This window comes from Ancylomarina sp. YFZ004 (genome assembly GCF_054254355.1).
In genome coordinates, this window is the sequence record NZ_JBTCHQ010000001.1 from 716154 (window position 1) to 734200 (window position 18047).

15 protein-coding genes are annotated in these 18047 nt (G+C 31.2%); all 15 read right to left on the minus strand.

Features of this window, described 5'->3' with window-relative positions; all coding sequences use genetic code 11:
- Positions 1-34: 34 nt before the first annotated feature.
- The 15 genes from ACXR6G_RS02950 to ACXR6G_RS03020 all read right to left on the minus strand — a co-directional run bounded on the left by ACXR6G_RS02950 (position 35) and on the right by ACXR6G_RS03020 (position 18047).
- Complete coding sequence (locus ACXR6G_RS02950; protein ID WP_458359899.1) at positions 35-1006, minus strand: hypothetical protein; 972 nt, start codon at positions 1004-1006, stop codon at positions 35-37.
- Between the two features lie 160 nt (positions 1007-1166).
- Positions 1167-1925, minus strand: a complete 759-nt coding sequence (locus ACXR6G_RS02955; protein WP_458359900.1) for a glycosyltransferase family 2 protein — start codon at positions 1923-1925, stop codon at positions 1167-1169.
- A gap of 7 nt (positions 1926-1932) precedes the next feature.
- Complete coding sequence (locus ACXR6G_RS02960; RefSeq protein ID WP_458359901.1) at positions 1933-3222, minus strand: hypothetical protein; 1290 nt, start codon at positions 3220-3222, stop codon at positions 1933-1935.
- Positions 3223-3228: 6 nt separating this feature from the next.
- Positions 3229-4257: a glycosyltransferase family 4 protein gene (locus ACXR6G_RS02965; RefSeq protein ID WP_458359902.1), complete on the minus strand. Its 1029-nt coding sequence runs from the start codon at positions 4255-4257 to the stop codon at positions 3229-3231.
- 165 nt (positions 4258-4422) lie between these two features.
- Positions 4423-5793, minus strand: a complete 1371-nt coding sequence (locus ACXR6G_RS02970; protein ID WP_458359903.1) for an O-antigen ligase family protein — start codon at positions 5791-5793, stop codon at positions 4423-4425.
- The gene (locus ACXR6G_RS02975) at positions 5783-6898 is read right to left on the minus strand and encodes a glycosyltransferase family 4 protein (protein ID WP_458359904.1); all 1116 of its coding nucleotides are present in this window, start codon (positions 6896-6898) and stop codon (positions 5783-5785) included. Before ACXR6G_RS02975 ends, ACXR6G_RS02970 begins: the two co-directional genes overlap by 11 nt.
- Positions 6899-6918: 20 nt before the next feature.
- Positions 6919-8019 carry a glycosyltransferase family 4 protein gene (locus tag ACXR6G_RS02980; RefSeq protein WP_458359905.1) on the minus strand — a complete coding sequence of 367 codons (1101 nt, stop codon included), beginning with the start codon at positions 8017-8019 and terminating at the stop codon, positions 6919-6921.
- A gap of 455 nt (positions 8020-8474) precedes the next feature.
- Positions 8475-9464: a glycosyltransferase gene (locus tag ACXR6G_RS02985; RefSeq protein ID WP_458359906.1), complete on the minus strand. Its 990-nt coding sequence runs from the start codon at positions 9462-9464 to the stop codon at positions 8475-8477.
- Positions 9465-9530: 66 nt separating this feature from the next.
- Positions 9531-10226 (minus strand): WbqC family protein, encoded by a 696-nt coding sequence (locus tag ACXR6G_RS02990; protein ID WP_458359907.1) that lies wholly within the window; start codon positions 10224-10226, stop codon positions 9531-9533.
- Positions 10223-11401, minus strand: a complete 1179-nt coding sequence (locus ACXR6G_RS02995; RefSeq protein ID WP_458359908.1) for a DegT/DnrJ/EryC1/StrS family aminotransferase — start codon at positions 11399-11401, stop codon at positions 10223-10225. Before ACXR6G_RS02995 ends, ACXR6G_RS02990 begins: the two co-directional genes overlap by 4 nt.
- Positions 11402-11710: 309 nt before the next feature.
- Positions 11711-13168, minus strand: coding sequence for a lipopolysaccharide biosynthesis protein (locus tag ACXR6G_RS03000; RefSeq protein ID WP_458359909.1), 1458 nt, complete (start codon positions 13166-13168; stop codon positions 11711-11713).
- Positions 13169-13301: 133 nt separating this feature from the next.
- Positions 13302-14198 carry a glucose-1-phosphate thymidylyltransferase RfbA gene (gene rfbA / locus ACXR6G_RS03005; RefSeq protein WP_458359910.1) on the minus strand — a complete coding sequence of 299 codons (897 nt, stop codon included), beginning with the start codon at positions 14196-14198 and terminating at the stop codon, positions 13302-13304.
- A gap of 316 nt (positions 14199-14514) precedes the next feature.
- Positions 14515-15495 (minus strand): hypothetical protein, encoded by a 981-nt coding sequence (locus ACXR6G_RS03010; protein ID WP_458359911.1) that lies wholly within the window; start codon positions 15493-15495, stop codon positions 14515-14517.
- Between the two features lie 3 nt (positions 15496-15498).
- Positions 15499-16935 (minus strand): MBOAT family O-acyltransferase, encoded by a 1437-nt coding sequence (locus tag ACXR6G_RS03015; protein ID WP_458359912.1) that lies wholly within the window; start codon positions 16933-16935, stop codon positions 15499-15501.
- A gap of 14 nt (positions 16936-16949) precedes the next feature.
- Positions 16950-18047, minus strand: coding sequence for an SDR family oxidoreductase (locus tag ACXR6G_RS03020; RefSeq protein WP_458359913.1), 1098 nt, complete (start codon positions 18045-18047; stop codon positions 16950-16952).

An 18047-nucleotide genomic window follows, 5' to 3' on the forward strand; every position in this document is an offset into this window, starting at 1 on the left:
AAGCTCATTGCTTTTATTAATCTATTTCTTATTATTAGTTTACATTATCTAAATGTAAACGATAGAACTTCTTTTTTAAATAGAAATAGATTATCGATAAGCATATTACAACAGTAATAAGATAGATTAGATGGATCTTATAACTCTCATTATATAAAAACACATAACCTATAAATATGACTACTTGTATGATAGAGTAAATTGCAGCTACAAAAACATGAGACATTTGGCACTCATTGGCCAATATTTGATATAGATGTTTTCTATGAGATACAAATATATTTTCACCTAATATCAAACGATGAATAATTGTTAGAACAGAATCAATACCATATACAGATAGAAGAATAAAAAAACTTAAATCTCCACTTTTATTAACTAATTTCCAAAGTAAAAAGAGTACGATAAAAGCAATACTCATAGCTCCAACATCTCCAGCGAAACACTTAGATCGAACACGTGTATTATAAAAAATGAACACAAGTAATGCTATTGCTACTAGATAAATAAAATCATTTTGAATAAAATTTATAAGATAATTATTGATATACCATAGACTGGATATAGTAGTAAAACTGTACAAGCCAGTCATGCCATTAATTCCGTCCATGAAATTGTGGGAATTAATAATTCCAATACTTACTACAACAGAAATTATTAAATAAGGTATTGTAGTAGAATACAAGTTTAGTTCATAAAATACCAGTAATATTGCTATTAAATGTGTAAATAATCGAATTCTATACGAAAGAGAAAAGATATCATCCAATAAACTAATTATACTTATAAGAGTCAAACCTAGGTAAAACCAAGAATATTCAAACCCAGATTGAAAATACCAAAGCAAAGCTCCTAAATAAAAAATAATACCACCTCCTCTTATAATCGTATCCGTGTGAGAGCTTCTTAAATTAGGTTTATCGACAATATTAAATTTATTAGCAATAGCAAAATAGATTTGAATTCCACCTACTAATAAAATAAAATATAGAATATATAAAAGCATACAGAACAGAAGTTAGGTTTGACTACGAACATTTTCAAACAAGACACCTTATGAGCAAATCAGATGACTCTTTTAATACACTGACAGAGACTGCCTTAACGAGGGGTTTAATTCGATTAGAATATGAAGAGGATAACGATTAGAATAGACCATTTAATTATTATAAGTAATATCGCACAAAGCCATTTACCATCCAAAGAATAGTAAATTTAGTAGCTTGAATTGTATTCATTTCTTGAGTTTCTCTTAGAAATGAAAAATGTTTACCAATCAAATTAAACTTATTACTAGTTGCTGACCCCTTTCTTTGTCTATAAAAAGCCAATTCTTCATCAAGTCCATAAGATTTAGTTCCTGTTTTCAATATTGAAAGCCACAATGCATAATCCTGTTTTCTTCGATGTTCAGACATATAGAACTTACCTATAGCTTCTGCATCATATATTGCTGTTAAACAGCTTATTTCTGTTCGCTTCAATAAGTCCAAATAACTTATAGGTTTCTTGCTTACACGAAAGGTGCTCTTAATTACATTGTCATTTTCATCTAAATATCCGTAAGAAGTATGAGAGAAGAGAGCCCCTTCTATCATCATAAAGGCGATGTGTTTTTCAAGTTTTTGGCAATGCCAAATATCATCACTATCCAAGAAGGCTATATATTTTCCATTTGCTTCTTTAATGGCTTGGTTGCGTGTAATGCCTGAACCGGAATTAAGCTCATTTCTGAATATTTTAACGCGTACATCTATTTCTTTTAGCTCAAGTAGAATCTCCCAAGAATTATCCGTAGATCTATCATCTATTAATATCCACTCCCAGTTGTTATAAGTCTGACAAAAAACACTTTCTGCCGTATCCATTAGAAACAGAGACGAATTGTAAACTGGAGTAATTATTGAAACTAATGGCTGGGCCATAATTCGCTTAATCTATTGTAGTAATAAAATCTCTAAGCTTCCCTGACTGTTGTCTAAAATTAGCTTTATGCAGTATCCTTAATTCTAAATCAGTATTGAAATATTTGTTAGCTTCCGTGAATATCAAAGCTTTTATTTCATCAGAAACCAACTCTTTTAACCAAATATCCAACTTCCCTTTTTCTACTTGATGCGCTTGATAATTGAGTTGGGTTCTTTGTTTCATATAGATATTCTTAAAAATATAATAAAGAGTCAGGCTAGGATATTTCTTATCTTTTCCAATAATACTTTTCCCAACCCTCCCATTAACTTCTTCAATAATTGGATGTTGAATTCCACATTTACATTTTTTACCCTCAGGAGCTAATTTGATAGAATCTCCAAGTTTATATCTGATAATCGGAAAAGAGTAAGAATGTAGGTTGGTTACGATAATCTCATTATTTTCATCGGTCTCAACGTATACGCCTTCCATATTGATATGCATATTACCTTCTGCACATTCGAAAGCAATTATACCACTTTCTGCAGCGCCGTACTCACTTATTATTTTATGACCAAATACTTGTTCTACGATATCCTGATAATGAGGATAGATTTTCTCAGAAGTTCCTTTTATCATTTTCAATTTATCTGGAACGACACCTCTAGCTTCCATCAACTTAGCCAACTCGTAAATTACGGAACTATACCCCTCTATGTATTTTACCTTAGGGAGTTTTTTCCCTAATTTCAATAAACTTTTCTCATCATAGTCAAACATACGATATCGATTCAATAAGAAATCTAAAAACCGTATTCTTCTTCTTTGAGAAGCTTCTGTATTATAGCCCCAAAAATATAGGTTAGATTCCCAAGGCTTTACATCATGCCAGGAATAACCTCTCAACATAGAAGCACGATTAAAAGAATCCCATGATTCATTACGTTGAAATGTTAAAACTTCTCCACTTGTACCTGACGTTTCGCATAGAAACTCCTTTTCGAACATTTTCTTCTGATAGAAACCTTCTTTTCTATTCAGCAACTCCTTCTTAGAATTAATAGGTAAACTCAAAAAATCATCAAAAGTTATTGCGTGAGGATTAATGCTTAAGCTTTTAAATAACTTCTCATAATACGGTGAATTTGTTCCTATAAATGATAATAAATTCTTTAAGCGACTATATTGATAGGCTTGCAATTCTTTTAAAGAGTATTTTTCAGTTTGTTTTAATTCAGTATAATGTTGCCACAAGGATGGATTTCTATATTTGGTTCCAATCTGAAAAATAATTTTCGACAAATTCAACATCTTGTATTATTTTAATAAGTTCAACCATTGCATTCTCACAATTTCCCAATCCCATTCACAAGCTTTCTTTCTTGCAGCTGTACTCATTTCCTTTGTTTTTTCAGGATGATATTTCAAATGTCTAATAGCAGATACGATCTTTTCACTATTATTCGGCTCGACCATTATGCCTTCAATTTTATCTTTGAACAAATAAGGAATGCCTCCAACATTAGTTGTTATTACAAGAAATCCTAGAGCCATAGCCTCCATTACGCTCACAGGGGTATTATCAACATTTGTAGTATTTATAAAAAGATTATATGATGAAGACAGAGCGATCCAATCCTCCTTTGACAACTTACCTGTAAACTCCACAAAATCAGCAAGTTTATATATACTAACAAGTTCTTTAACATTTTCTAAGGAACCATCTTTATTTGGTCCGACCATACATAAATGAGCATTAGAAAAACCATTATCATGTAACTTACGTAGCACTTTGATTGCTAAACCAGGATTATAGATTTTATCAAAAGAACGTACCCACAATATCCTTAGACCACTCTTATCTTCTATAGATTTTACATTAAAAGAATAATTTTCAAGATCTATGAAATTCGGGATAACCATATAGTTACCTCCAACAACTTTCTCCATCTCAACTTTTAAATAATTTGATGGACAAACCACCTCATATGCTTTGTTCAAAAATTGCTTCATTAATTTAGGAGAACGTTTTGCCCTTAAAGGTAAATTACCCCCATGAAGAATTGGTATATATTTCACATGAAATAATCTGGATATAATAGCTGAAGTCCAGGCATAAAGAAAGGACGAAGTACTATATGTATCAATCAATAAATAATTAGAATCTCTATTTTTAACAACTAACCACCATATATCAAACAAACGAGATATCTTGTTTAGTTTGTTAGAGCCTTGAATAACTTCAAAATCTTTTTTTAGACGTTTTCCTAAAGTTTCAACCAAGGTTGGAGTAAAACCATGTTTTGTAAGTTGATTTCCAATATAAATTATTTTACACCTCTTCATATATTAATCAGCAAAAGTTAAAAAAAACACGATTAAAATAGAACATATTTTATCCTACTCAACAATCATTTCTTCTATAAATTACCTTTGAGTATCAAATCACTATTAAGTATGAGTTTTAGAATCTAGTGTTCTTTATAGTGATGGATTATTCATTTAGTATTTTCACGATTCTACCCCCCTTTTCTTTCGCTTTAAGTCATCAATCTCTAATAAAAACAGAGCAATAAACATGCCTGGCACAACGCCTAAACCTGAAGATGCACTTATATAAAGCATATAAGCAAACAGTGCCAATAAGGGGAGTTTATAATTCAATTTCCTAAAAACGGAAAATACTTTATTAAAGCGTTTTATTAAAAAAATACAAAAGCAAACAAATGCAATTAGACCAAATTCTATTAAAATATTAAGGTACAAGGAATGTAATTGAAAGGAACTTCCACGCATACCTCCAATTGTATTTGCTTTTATTGAAAATTCTTTGGTGAAAATTGCTCCTTTTCCTGGACCAAAACCACTTAGAATATTCACAGGTGGTTCACTAACCAAATATACCCTTGCCATTTTCCACTGTTCAAGACGGCCAGTTGTAACATTTGAAATTCCTTTTTCATTCTTGAAAGTTTTATTAAACCAATGTTGTGCAATTTCGGAATAACTAGAATTAATAATAAAAACGAAACTTAAACAAACTGCAACTAACATGGGTAAAAATTGCTTAATGTTGAATTTACTTAAAATCAAAAATACGAGATAGCTTCCTATGAACACAAAGAATCCAGTTCTCGATGTTGTCAATATTGTCAATATGAAAATAAATGCCAATAGTGGGTATTTTAGTCTCTCCAACCATTTACAACTCATTTGAGAAATCCAAACTTTTTTATCGGCAAAAATAAAAAATGCAGATAAGACCAATGCAATACTGTAAGCGCTTGGATTTGCCTTGTGAACGACATCACCAGATTCTATTAAAAAGCGGGTTCCAATATGTTGCAAGAAACTTATTATAATTAGCGAAGAACTTGCAATAAAATAAATGATATATTGTCTCACATAACGAACAGATTTCAAAACCATACTAAAAAGTAAAAGTGCTAGAACGGTCTCGATGAATTTCATGAAACCTACAATAGGAAATCCCAGAAACATACCATAAGCAACAAAAAGGAAAACAAATACGACAATACTTATTCTCGCCCTAGAATATATAATTTCTAAAAAAATTTGCCTGTTATTTACAAGCCATAACATAAGGGCAACAAATAAGATGATAGATATTCCATTATAAGAAATTACGTATTGTCTTAAAAAGGCTAAAAATGGAGCATAAATAAAAATTATCATTGTAAAAAAAGGAGCAGCATCCCGTTGAAATATGCTATATATAAATACAATACCAAGAGTTAATGTTAGCACATAACCTGCTAGAATTATTTGATCCCTCAGAATTAAACCAACTATAGCTCCCACAGTTAGCAAATAAAAGTAGATGAAAGAACTGAATCCGATCGACTGTAATCTACTTTTCATCTGTACAAATATTTAACATCTGATTTATGTATGTTTCCTCTGTAAAAATAAATATATGTTTGTCTAATTCATTACGAAGACGAATTAGATTATCATTATTTAAACTCAGTAAATCTTCAAATTTTCGTAAAAAATCTTCATCATTAAATCTCAACGAATCAAAAGGAACAATTTCTTTTTGTCCCCCTGAGTTGTGAACAAAAGGAATACAACCTTTCAATATTGCTTCAACAGTCGTAATCCCAAAATGTTCATTAATGGCAGGGAATACATAAAATAATGTCTTTTTTAATATATTATCAATCTCATTAAGGGAAGCATTAGGATAAAAAGAAAGGTTTGATAATTTTTGTTCACTCGCCATTTTTTTTAAGCGATCTAAGTAATCAATTCTATTTTCTGAGACACCACCCATTATGTTGAATTCCAGATCAGGGTGCTGTTTAGCTAGTTTCATCAAGAATTCAGGTCGCTTATAATCCACAATACGACTAAAAAAAGTAATATTCCCTCTTAAGTTGAAATCGTCTTCCAGAAGATTATCAATTTTCAATTGATTCGATGGGTATACAACTTCTAGTTTTCTATCATGAGCCTCTTCAAAAAGTTTAGCTATAAATTTTGAAATAGTCACATAATTGGCATTTTCCTGGGGTTCATATGCAGGATAAAAAGGGCGAATGATATACTTATATAATAATTTAGCTATTTTAAATCGTACAGTTTTAGGTTGTAGCTGCGGCAGTAAAGGTGGACCACAAAGATAAAATAAATGTGGCCGATTCTGATCTACTAATACATTTGCTGTAAACGTATATACATAATCATAATCAATAGGTATCTTACTAATTTTAATCATATTAAACGGCCATAACAAATATCTAAACAAATTAGGAAGCGTTTTAATAAATGAGGGGGCAATAGGTAATCGAAGTCTGGTATAATCAGCAATTACACCTGCTTCATTCAACAATTCACTATTGGGAGCCTCATGCCAAAAGATAACGGGCTTAATTCCCTTTCTGTTAAGACCTTTAATAAGTGACCAGATACAAGTTTGAACACCACCTGCCGCTGTTAGATCAAATATAATTGCTACTTTCATTATAAAAATTATTATTAATATTATGAAATCAACCTAAGAGTTTCAAAAAAATGTTTTGTTTGATTTTTAGGACCAAATTTTTCTTCAATATAATTAAAGCTATTGTTCACAATTTCGTTATAAAGATCCTGATCCTCACACAACCTAACAACCTGTCTAGCAAGCCTAAAAGAATTATCATGATCACAAACATCAAAATGTAGTCCCGTAATATTATCTTCTACCATTTCTTTACATCCTCCAGTATTTGAACAAACCACTGGCGTCCTGGCAAGCATAGATTCAAGAATTGTACGAGGAAATGGTTCCCTATCAGATGTTAAACAAAAAACATCTAAATCTTTAAGAAGCTCTATTGAATCCTTGCGGTATCCCCAAAATGTAACATAAGAATCGACTTTTAATTCTTTAGCCAATTGCTTTAAACTCGCTTCAAAATCATATTCATTGGGAACTGCTTTCCCTACAATATGGAAATGAGCATTAGGTATTACTTTTATAATATCTGGAATAGCACGAATAACTAAATCGGGTTGTTTATATCTGGTTATCCGTCCAATAAAACCAATATTAAAAACAGATTTATCGAAAAGAAGATGTTCATGATTATTTAAACGCTTAGTTATCAAATCAATATCGATAGTATCGTGACATACACTGATATTTGGATGCATATCACCATAATAATCTTTAACATCCTCAGATACAGCAATTATCGAATCTGCTCGTTTAACTTGTTTTAAATTAACCAGTTTCTTTTTTGAAAAATATTCACGTGTGTAAATAGCTAATTTAATTCCTGCCCATTTTGCACCTAACGAAACTCGGAAGCTAGCAGCAAATGTATTACATAAAACAATATCAAATCTGTGCTTTTGCAACCATCTCATCAAGAAAAAGGAACTAATCTGATAACAACCCGGGAACATCCTTCTAGGCCCACTAAATTTCTTCACATGTACCTTAAATCCTTGTTCTTCGTAGTATTCTGACAACGCACCATATCCAGGTGTCATCATTTCGAATTCAACATCGGCTGGGTTTACTTTTAACATGTCAGTAATAGCATATTCAGCTCCGCTAATAATGTCATTTTGTGTATGAACAATAAGAATTTTCATGTTAATGGATTTTTTTATTTTTTTCAGGAAAGTATAATATAGAGATTAATCATTTTTATATTTTATCATTCCTTCGATCAGCTTCTTAAGTCTACTTGTTACATCTTCATGTTGAAATAACTGATCGGTCAGCACAAATTATTGATATTCAACTAAGTTACTGAAGGTTACTGAATTTTTCGATAAGAACTGAAATATGATGTTGTGAATAAATTATCATGCAAACTCAAAACAATGAGGCAAATTATGATATCAAGTAAAGAAATTTGTGTTTTTAGGACTACTACATCTAGCAAGGTTTCTGGTTATGTGAAAATTACAATATCTACCTCTTGATGTTTTATGAATAATAAGCCGTTAACGTGTTCTTAATATCCATTTTTTTATAAAATCTCCAGAATATTTCATCATCATTTCTTTCTACAAAAAATCTATTAAAATGTAGAGATGTATTGCTAAACAATAGGGTTCTTATACTTTAAATCTGAATGAAAATAAGAAAACAGCTTACGAACAAGACATAATAAGCCGGATTTAAATGCACCAAGAATCTTTTTTAATTCATTTTGCATTTTTTTTTCATTTACGGAATTAATATATCGTAGAAAAATAGATAAACCACTTACAAATTCGCCTTTACTTATCTTGATATACGATTTACTTAAAAAACAATTATTCAATCTCTTATCAATGGTTAACCTCAAATTGGGATCAGAAAAATAATCCCGTAAATAATTAAAAAATTTTATATCCTCTTCATTACGATAACTAATATTATTGCCAGACCAAACTCCCCCTCCATGAATTCTATAAACTGACATAACATCTGACAAATATTTACCAAATCCCCTTTCAGCCAAAAGAATAATCAATCCATAATCTCCCTGTGTAATTTTAAGGACCCAATCAGGTAATATCTGTTTAGTTAAAATATTCCTATGCATAACAGATGCAGTCGCGATATTCTTTTTAAGAATGATCGATTCTAAATCAACAAGCTCATCAATTTTACGATTTCCAATGCCTAAGCTCTTTGTCCCAGAATTTTCATCTAAGATTTCATAATCATGAAAAGTAAATGTGTACTCAGGGTTAGCTTCCAGGAAATCGACTTGCTTCTGCAACTTATAAGGATCTGTCCAGTAATCATCACCTTCACAAAGGGCTATGTATTTCCCCTTACATCTTGGCATAACAATCTCAAGACCTGGGCTAATTCCTTGTGAATATTGGTTTGTTTTTTGAATTAAAGGAATAATTAAATCTGGATGTTTATCTGCATACTCTTGAATTATCTTTGCGGTATTATCTGTTGATGCATCCTCGCAAACAATAATTTCTATAGGAAATGTTGTTTCCTGCATTAAAAATCCTTCTAATGTTTGGGCAATATAATTTTCCTGATTATATGTGATACAGTTTATACTTACAAGGGGGGTAGACATCAGATTACAATTTATGTTTATTAGAATTCCTTTTTCCTATCGAGATAATCCCATTGTTAAATTCTTCTATTTTAATTCAAAAGAGTTTAATAATTTCTTTGTAGTCTCCACAGAATTGAACATTAAGACATCAATTATTGAAAGATTCTCAACAAAATGACAATTACACTGATCATAAGTTACTTTCTTTGATTCAATAAATTTCAACTCTATACCAAATTGTTTGAAAAAATCTTTAGAGTATAACTTAACTCCTCCAGTTAAATTACAATAGCACGAAGCATTATCATGTTTGCAAATAGAAATTAATCGTTCAGACATACCAATACCCTTGGAATTAGCATGCTTCTTCGAACTGAATTCAAACTCAGTTTCAATACCTAAGTAATCAGCAACCAAAACAACAGAGTTAGCTGACATTTCAGCTATAGATGTAGCTGAACTTGTTAAGCATTTTTCGATTAAAGGATATACATCATTAAAATAAGGAGCTTTTGAATAAGTGCATCTTATCGTTTTCAGCAACTTAACCGGACCATTTATTAACTTTACCTCATTAATGAGTTTGTTTTGGCTAGCCCCATTTAATTTTACTCTAAAATACTGAAAAGGGTATGTTTTAGAAATAATTCTATTTCGAGCAATCCAACCGTTTTTAATGAAATTTACATCATCACAAAATACAAATATATCAACTAGATTGACCAATTGCAGATATCCCAGATAAGGGAAGAAATAGGGTTGCATAATTGCTATTTTCATAACCTACATTTAATTATACTTACAATATGTTTTATAACACAAATGTCAATGTCAGGATAAATGGGTAAACAAATCACCTGTTTAGTTATTGCTTCAGCGACTTGCAAATTATCTGCTGATGCGGAAGGCAACCCCCTATATGTTAGGAATTGTGATATTAATGGGTAAAAGTATCGACGTCCGAAAATATTATGTCTTTTTAACTCTTCGTATAAATAATCTCTTGATTTCCCATATTCCTTTCCGTCTACAAATATTGGAAAATATGAATAATTATGCTTTACACCTTCAATGTCTTCAAGGTAACTTATTCCTTTTACATCTCTTAACAATTTCCTATATAGCAATGTTACATTTCTCCTTTTTTCGATTGAAATATCAATACTCTTTAATTGTAATAAACCATAAGCAGCTTGCAATTCATTCATCTTAGCATTTATTCCAGGACCGATTACCTTTGTCTCCCCAGCAAATCCAAAATTCTTTAGATAATCTATTTGCTTTTTAGTTGCTTCATCTCTGCAAATTATGGCTCCACCTTCAATCGTATTAAACACCTTAGTTGCATGAAAACTTAAAATAGACATATTGCCAAAATTCAATACAGAGTCTCCATTGATATCTACACTAAATGCATGTGCCGCATCATAAATAACTTTCAGACCATAAGTATCGGCAATATCTTGTATTGCTTTCACATCACAAGGATTTCCATAAACGTGAACAGGCATAATAGCTGTAGTCTTCGATGTGATTGCAGCCTCGATTTTATGTGGATCCAGGTTTAAGCTTACAGGGTCTATATCAACAAAAACTGGTTCAATACCATTCCAATTTAAAGCATGAGAAGTGGCAACGAAACTATAAGGAGTAGTTATTACCTCACCCGTAATTTTAAAACATTGTAAAGCTGTTATCAGTGCCAAAGTTCCATTCGAAAAAATTGAAATGTAGGGAACGCCTAGATAGTCAGCCAAAGCTTTTTCAAATTTCTGATGGTATTTTCCATTATTAGTGAGCCATTTACTTTCCCAAATATCCTCTAGCATGGGGATAAATTCTTCCAATGGAGGAAGTACAGGAGAAGTAACATTAATCACCTTTTCTTGAAGTTCCTTTTTAACTGAATTTTCGCAGCTTGGTACTGATAATTGATTAAATTTCAAAGCCTTCATTGAGTCTAAAGATTTCAATTAAAATGAATAATAAAAAACCACCAACGTAAAAACTGAATTAAAAATTGTTGCACAAGAGAGAACATGAGTAATTTAACTAACCACATGGCTATACAGGTAACTGCATCTACAAAAAATGAGAGAGTTATATCTCTTAATTTAGTAATTGGCGAATATTTATTGGGCCTGAAGTATAATAACTATTCAATAAATAGGCGATATATCCGATAAAGATCATTGCTATCAATATCGCTTCAATAGCTATGTAACTAGTTTACCTGCTTTTAAACTACTATTACAGCATAATTGTTAAGTACGTTTAAAACTGACTTTCCGAATGTATGTATGAAGGATTGATTTAATTTCGAGATATTCATTGAGTTTAAAAATTTCTAAAATGAATATCAACAAAACACCTCCCACTAGCAACTGAATTATAAATTGTTGCACTACAGAGAGCATCAGTAATTCAACAGACCACATAGCCAAACAGGTTACAACACCTACCAAAAAAGATGGTGTAATATCTTTTATTTGGTTAATTCTTGAATATTGAATTAAGCTTGATGTATAATAACTATTCAATAGATAGGAGATACATCCGTTGATGATCATTGCTATTAACATCGCTTTAATACCTAAATAAATTCCAATTATTATAACTGGTATCGAAATACATTTTTTTATTATTTCCAATCTCAAAAAAAGATCAGATCTGCCCTTAACCTTCAATATATTCAGGTTTATTGAATGAAGAGGATACAGCATTTGAGAAAAACAGAGCAGTTGTAAATAAGGAATACAGGGGGCCCATTTTTCTCCAATTAAAATAATGACAAGAGATTCAGAGCAGGCAGCTAAGCCCATCATTGCTACAAATGAAATTAGCATTGAGGTTTTTATTATTTTTCGAAACCCACTCCTTAATGCTTTAAGGTCCTCTTGTATAGAGGAAAGAACCGGATAACTAACTCTTTCAATAACCCTCGTTAGATTACTCGAGAACAGACTAGAATAACCCTGTGCACGTGTAAAAAAGCCTAAATGTGCTGCGGAAAAAAACTTCCCGATAATCAAATAATATAAATTATTGTAGATTGAATCAATAAGAGCCGAAATCAATAATTTAGATCCAAAACCAAATAAGTCTTTAAAACTTTGAATTGAAAACTCCCATTTTGGTCTCCAAGTATTGAAGTACCATAGCAATACAGTTTTAAAAAAACTCGCTCCCAACTGTTGTGCCACCAAGCTCCATACACCAAAACCACTATAAGCCATACTTATTCCAATAGCACCACTAATAATTGTACTTATTATGGATATTTTACTTTGAGTCTTGAAATCAATTCGCTTGGTCAGTAAAGTATGCTGCACAACAGACAATGCGTTTATTACAAGTCCAATGCCCTGTACACGAATGATAAATATCAATATGGGCTGATCATAAAAGGAAGCAATTAAAGGAGATACAAGAAATAATATGCAATAAAAAATGATAGCTATCCCAAGATTGAAAAAGAAAGTTGTATTACAATCCCTATCAGTTACATCCGTTTTTCTTATCAGTGCAGCTCCGAATCCAGAGTTGATAAATACATTAGAAATCGCAATAAAGATGACGATCATCCCTATAATTCCATAAACTGAAGGGTCCAATATACGAGCAAGAACTATACCTATAAAGAAAGATATCGATTGTTTCCCGAAACTATCAAAGAAACTCCAAAATAATCCATTTATGGTTTTTACCTTTAAACTCCCCATTTACTTTCAATTCTCTTCATTGTTTTTTTTTCAAACCCACGCTTATTAGATATAAAATAGTAGCTCAATTGTCAGAATATAAACCAATAATATGATTAAATAATAAAACTATTTATCAAGTTTAAATGATTTTTTACAATACATACTTATACGTAATCTCATCCTCAATTTGTTTCAGATAATCTCCATACACATTTTTACCGTATCGGGAGATCGCTTCATTGAGTTTCTCAATAGTAATCCAGTGCTTTTTAAAGGCTATTTCTTCCAAACATGCTACTTTAAGTCCTTGTCGTGACTCTATTGTCTGGATAAAACTACCTGCCTCCAATAGCGATTCATGCGTTCCTGTATCTAACCAGGCAAAACCTCGTCCCATTCTGTTTAGCTTCAATCTTTTCTCATTAAGATAAGCTTGATTCACACTTGTAATTTCTAATTCTCCCCTATAAGAAGTTTTTATAGACTTAGCCTTCTGAACTACATCGTTAGGATAAAAATAGAGTCCAACTACGGCATACTTAGATTTGGGCTCTTGAGGCTTTTCCTCTATACTTATCACCTCTCCATCCCCATTAAATTCTGCTACGCCATATCGTTCAGGATCTCTTACATAGTACCCTAATACACAAGCATTTCTATCCTGAGATACCGTATGTAACGCATTTTTCAACAATGGCGTCAAACCATCACCATAAAAGATATTGTCTCCAAGAACCAGGCAAACATCTTCCTCTCCAATAAAATCTTCTCCAAGAATAAAGGCTTGAGCTATACCATCTGGTGAAGGTTGAACCTTATATGAAAGTGAAATCCCCCATTGAGATCCATCACCTAAAAGACGTATAAAACCAGCCTGATCCTCCGCCGTTGTAATAATCAGAATCTCACGAATACCTGCCAACATTAATACCGACATAGGATAATATATCATAGGCTTATCGTAAATAGGCAATAACTGCTTGGATATTCCTTGTGTAATAGGATACAGGCGAGAACCAGATCCTCCGGCTAATATAATTCCTTTCATAATTAATAATTTATTAGGTTACTAATCAGTCCAAAAATCTCAATAAAATCTAAACAAAATACTAATGAGACTCGTGTATTTGATTAACAACTCTAAAATTGTATCAACCTTAATACTATAATCATAAGCTCAGTAGAATTAGTCTTCCTAGCTTTCTCTCAATATTACTGACAATTAAATCAGCAATATCAAACCAGTTCCTTATTTTATTATTGATTTGGAACTCGAACTCTATATCACCCAGTAAAAATTAGACTCTACAATACTGCAGTTTTTAACCAGTCATAATTCTCTTTGAATAATATAAATTGTCACTTCAATCTACTAAAGGAAAACTTTGACTTTCTCTCGAAGAATGATTTGAACTTGTATGTAAAGCAGGAATATTAAGATTCAATACAAATGAATTTCTTTTAAAAAAAGATATTAGTTCGTTAGTCGATAAATACCTTCCTCTTGAATTCACATGGATATTATCATAAAATAACTTTTTGTCAACTAATAAGTTCGAATGATTAATCAGTTCATTTCCATTTAAGTCAGACTCAACACCATGACTATAAATAGGGGCTATATAATAAATCAAATGACAATCATTTCTTTCACATATATCTTTAATTTTCGACAAGTAAGGATTATTCAACTCTAGCAAAATAAAATCTGAAGATTCCCGATCCTCTATAATTGGTATCGAAGATTTAGGATACTGAAAATTCCCTCTGGAGTCAAAATGGTGTCTTTTCTTTAAGTTATTAAGTGTAAATAACGAAGGGAAAAACAATTCAAAATTGTAATAGGATACTGCTAAAAAAGGTAAATATTTAGAATATGCCAGAATTTTTAGAAAACGTCCATCTATGTTCTTAAAATAATTACAAACATAATTTCGATCTATAAATGGTGTGAATCTATAATCATTATCTCCCAGGGTATTTATGCTTCTCTTTGCACTCCCTAAATCCAAATTTAATATACAGATCTTTGAATTATATCCTGATTCAAAAAAATGCTCCAACATTAAAAAATGAGTACTCAAACCAGTATCATCCATTGAGAGATTTATACCATTCGTTTCTAACTCCGAGTCAATCTGCTTACTGTTTATTGTTGTTAAACCTCGGCTTGATCCCAAAATGATATAATCAAATTCTTCTTTTTGATCAAAATTATTAACTAAAAAACTAGGTTTATAAAAACTCGATTTTTTGAGAACAAATAATGATGCATAAGCTAACACATTAACAATAAATAGAAAGAGAATGAAATAAACAGATAGTTTAAATAAAAAAGCTTTCATAGTTCAAAACTGAAAATATATAAATTCAACAGGATTTTTAAAGGCGCCCATATAGAAAATAACTATAAGTAAAGATAAAGCTCCTAAACCTGATAGTTTCACTTCATTTAAACCTTTGCGATAGCTTCTGAACTCAAAAATTATCAATAATATTATATTAAAACCTGAAATCAAAGCCAACAACAAATGCATTTTTGTGCTTAATAAAATATTATCACCTTCTAGATTAAAAAACAAAATTTTAACAAAATAATCCATTGCTTCAGTCAAGTCTGAAGCTCTGAAGAATATCCAAGCTATACATGTTAAAGAGAATGTCAGAAGAATATTTAATAATTCTCGAATTGAAAAAAATGAATTTTGAATAGAATCAACATTTTTTCTGTTTTTATTAGAAAGTAATAACGGAATGAAAAAAACTGCATTTAAGATCCCCCAAAAAATAAAAGTCCAGTTAGCTCCATGCCAAAATCCACTGACAACAAATACAATAATCGTATTCCGAATAGCTATTTCTTTTCTTACTCTACTACCCCCTAATGGAATGTATACATAATCTCGAAACCAAGTTGTTAACGAAATATGCCAACGTCTCCAAAATTCAGCAATATCCCTTGAGAAATACGGAAATTTAAAGTTTGTCATTAAATTAAATCCAAATAATCTAGAAGTTCCAATAGCTATATCTGAATAGCCAGAAAAATCGCCATAGATCTGAAAAGCAAATAGTACTACTCCAATAACAAGAACAATAGATGATTGATTTCCATAATTTTCAAATATATCATTTACTAATACGCCACAATTATCTGCTATTACTATCTTTTTGTATAAGCCCCAAACAATTTGCTTAATTCCATTGGAAGCCATAGTATTATTAAAAACTCGCTTCTTATAAAATTGAGGTAACAAATTTTTTGCTCTTTCGATAGGGCCTGCAACTAATTGTGGAAAAAAGCTTACAAACGAAACAAAAGAAATAAAATCTTTTGTTGGATCTAATTTTCTCTTATAAATATCAATGGTATAGCTTAAAGTTTGGAAAGTATAGAAACTGATACCAATAGGTAGAATAATACTCAATGTACTTATATTCAGATCACTTCCCAAAAGACTAAAAGAATCAACAAAACTTTCAACGAAAAAGTTATAATATTTAAAAAATCCTAGCAGACCTAAATTGACACCTATACTTGTAATTAACAAAAGTTTCCTTTTTATCGAGTTCTGACTTTTCGACAAATTATACCCTACTGTATAATCAACAAGAGAACTAAAAGCAATTAATGATAAAAAACGCCAATCCCACCACCCATAAAACACATAACTAACAATTAATATCATTAGATTTTGCGCCTTCAGATTTTTATTAAAAACAAACCAATATAGAAGAAAAACTATGGGCAAGAAGATCGTAAATTCAATAGAATTAAATAACATAGATTTTTATTTTACTATTTAACGCACATTTCATTGTTCTCCCAATACCACTCAGTTGCATCTGTTAATCCCCTTCTCAAAGTATATTCAGGGTTATATCCCAAAATAAGTTTCCCTTTTTCAATTGAAGCTAATGAATGTGGAATATCGCCAAGTCTGTTCGGTCCATGTTTAACTTCTACGTTTCCAATTTGTTTATCATATAAAGAGAGGTTCTGTTTAAGTATTTCCACTAACTCATTAAGACTAGCACTCTCACCATAAGCAATATTAAAAACTTCAGATATAGATTCATCGTGATGATTACAATTTCCTTCAATATTTGAATAATCATCTTTGATTGAAACAGATGTAAACTGAGATTTATAAATCTGCTTTCTTTCAGTTATTGACTCACTAGGTGTTAAAGCTGCTAGTTGATTAGCTTGTATCACATTATCTACATAGGTAAAATCTCTACTAAAAGTGCCATCTCCATTTATTACTGGACTCTGATGTTTTATCAACGCATTCACGAATTTGGGAATAACTGCAGCATAAGCTCCATTAGGGTCCTGTCTACGACCAAAAACATTAAAATAACGTAAGCCTATAGTCTCAATACCATAAAGATCACTAAAGTTCTTTGCATAAAGTTCATCGACATATTTAGTAATAGCATAAGGCGAGAGGGCATTGCCTATTTTGTGTTCCTCTTTAGGGAGACCTGGATGATCCCCATAGGTAGATGAGCTTGCTGCATAAACAAAACGTTTTATTCCTGCTTCCTTTGCTGCAAAGAGCATCTTCACAAAACCTCCAACATTAACATCAGTTGATGTAATTGGATCCTTAATGGAACGTGGAACAGAACCTATAGCGGCATGATGCAATACAAAATCAACACCTATTACCGCTCTCTGACAATCCTCATAATTACGAATATCACCTTCAATCAGTTTAAAATTAGGATTAGATAAAAAGGATTCTACATTAATTCTGTGTCCTGTCGAAAAATTATCAAGGCAAATTACTTCATTGTTTTGTTTCAAAAGCATCTCACAAAGATTTGAGCCGATAAACCCTGCTCCTCCTGTCACTAAAACTTTTGAACTCGTAATTTTTTTATTCAT

What these genes read in the sequence shown, in the direction of transcription:
- ACXR6G_RS02950 (WP_458359899.1), bottom strand. Translation starts at nt 1,006, where the DNA reads ATGCTTTTATATATTCTATATTTTATTTTATTAGTAGGTGGAATTCAA.
- ACXR6G_RS02955 (WP_458359900.1), bottom strand. Translation starts at nt 1,925, where the DNA reads ATGGCCCAGCCATTAGTTTCAATAATTACTCCAGTTTACAATTCGTCT.
- ACXR6G_RS02960 (WP_458359901.1), bottom strand. Translation starts at nt 3,222, where the DNA reads ATGTTGAATTTGTCGAAAATTATTTTTCAGATTGGAACCAAATATAGA.
- ACXR6G_RS02965 (WP_458359902.1), bottom strand. Translation starts at nt 4,257, where the DNA reads ATGAAGAGGTGTAAAATAATTTATATTGGAAATCAACTTACAAAACAT.
- ACXR6G_RS02970 (WP_458359903.1), bottom strand. Translation starts at nt 5,793, where the DNA reads ATGAAAAGTAGATTACAGTCGATCGGATTCAGTTCTTTCATCTACTTT.
- ACXR6G_RS02975 (WP_458359904.1), bottom strand. Translation starts at nt 6,898, where the DNA reads ATGAAAGTAGCAATTATATTTGATCTAACAGCGGCAGGTGGTGTTCAA.
- ACXR6G_RS02980 (WP_458359905.1), bottom strand. Translation starts at nt 8,019, where the DNA reads ATGAAAATTCTTATTGTTCATACACAAAATGACATTATTAGCGGAGCT.
- ACXR6G_RS02985 (WP_458359906.1), bottom strand. Translation starts at nt 9,464, where the DNA reads ATGTCTACCCCCCTTGTAAGTATAAACTGTATCACATATAATCAGGAA.
- ACXR6G_RS02990 (WP_458359907.1), bottom strand. Translation starts at nt 10,226, where the DNA reads ATGAAAATAGCAATTATGCAACCCTATTTCTTCCCTTATCTGGGATAT.
- ACXR6G_RS02995 (WP_458359908.1), bottom strand. Translation starts at nt 11,401, where the DNA reads ATGAAGGCTTTGAAATTTAATCAATTATCAGTACCAAGCTGCGAAAAT.
- ACXR6G_RS03000 (WP_458359909.1), bottom strand. Translation starts at nt 13,168, where the DNA reads ATGGGGAGTTTAAAGGTAAAAACCATAAATGGATTATTTTGGAGTTTC.
- rfbA (WP_458359910.1), bottom strand. Translation starts at nt 14,198, where the DNA reads ATGAAAGGAATTATATTAGCCGGAGGATCTGGTTCTCGCCTGTATCCT.
- ACXR6G_RS03010 (WP_458359911.1), bottom strand. Translation starts at nt 15,495, where the DNA reads ATGAAAGCTTTTTTATTTAAACTATCTGTTTATTTCATTCTCTTTCTA.
- ACXR6G_RS03015 (WP_458359912.1), bottom strand. Translation starts at nt 16,935, where the DNA reads ATGTTATTTAATTCTATTGAATTTACGATCTTCTTGCCCATAGTTTTT.
- ACXR6G_RS03020 (WP_458359913.1), bottom strand. Translation starts at nt 18,047, where the DNA reads ATGAATAAAAAAATTACGAGTTCAAAAGTTTTAGTGACAGGAGGAGCA.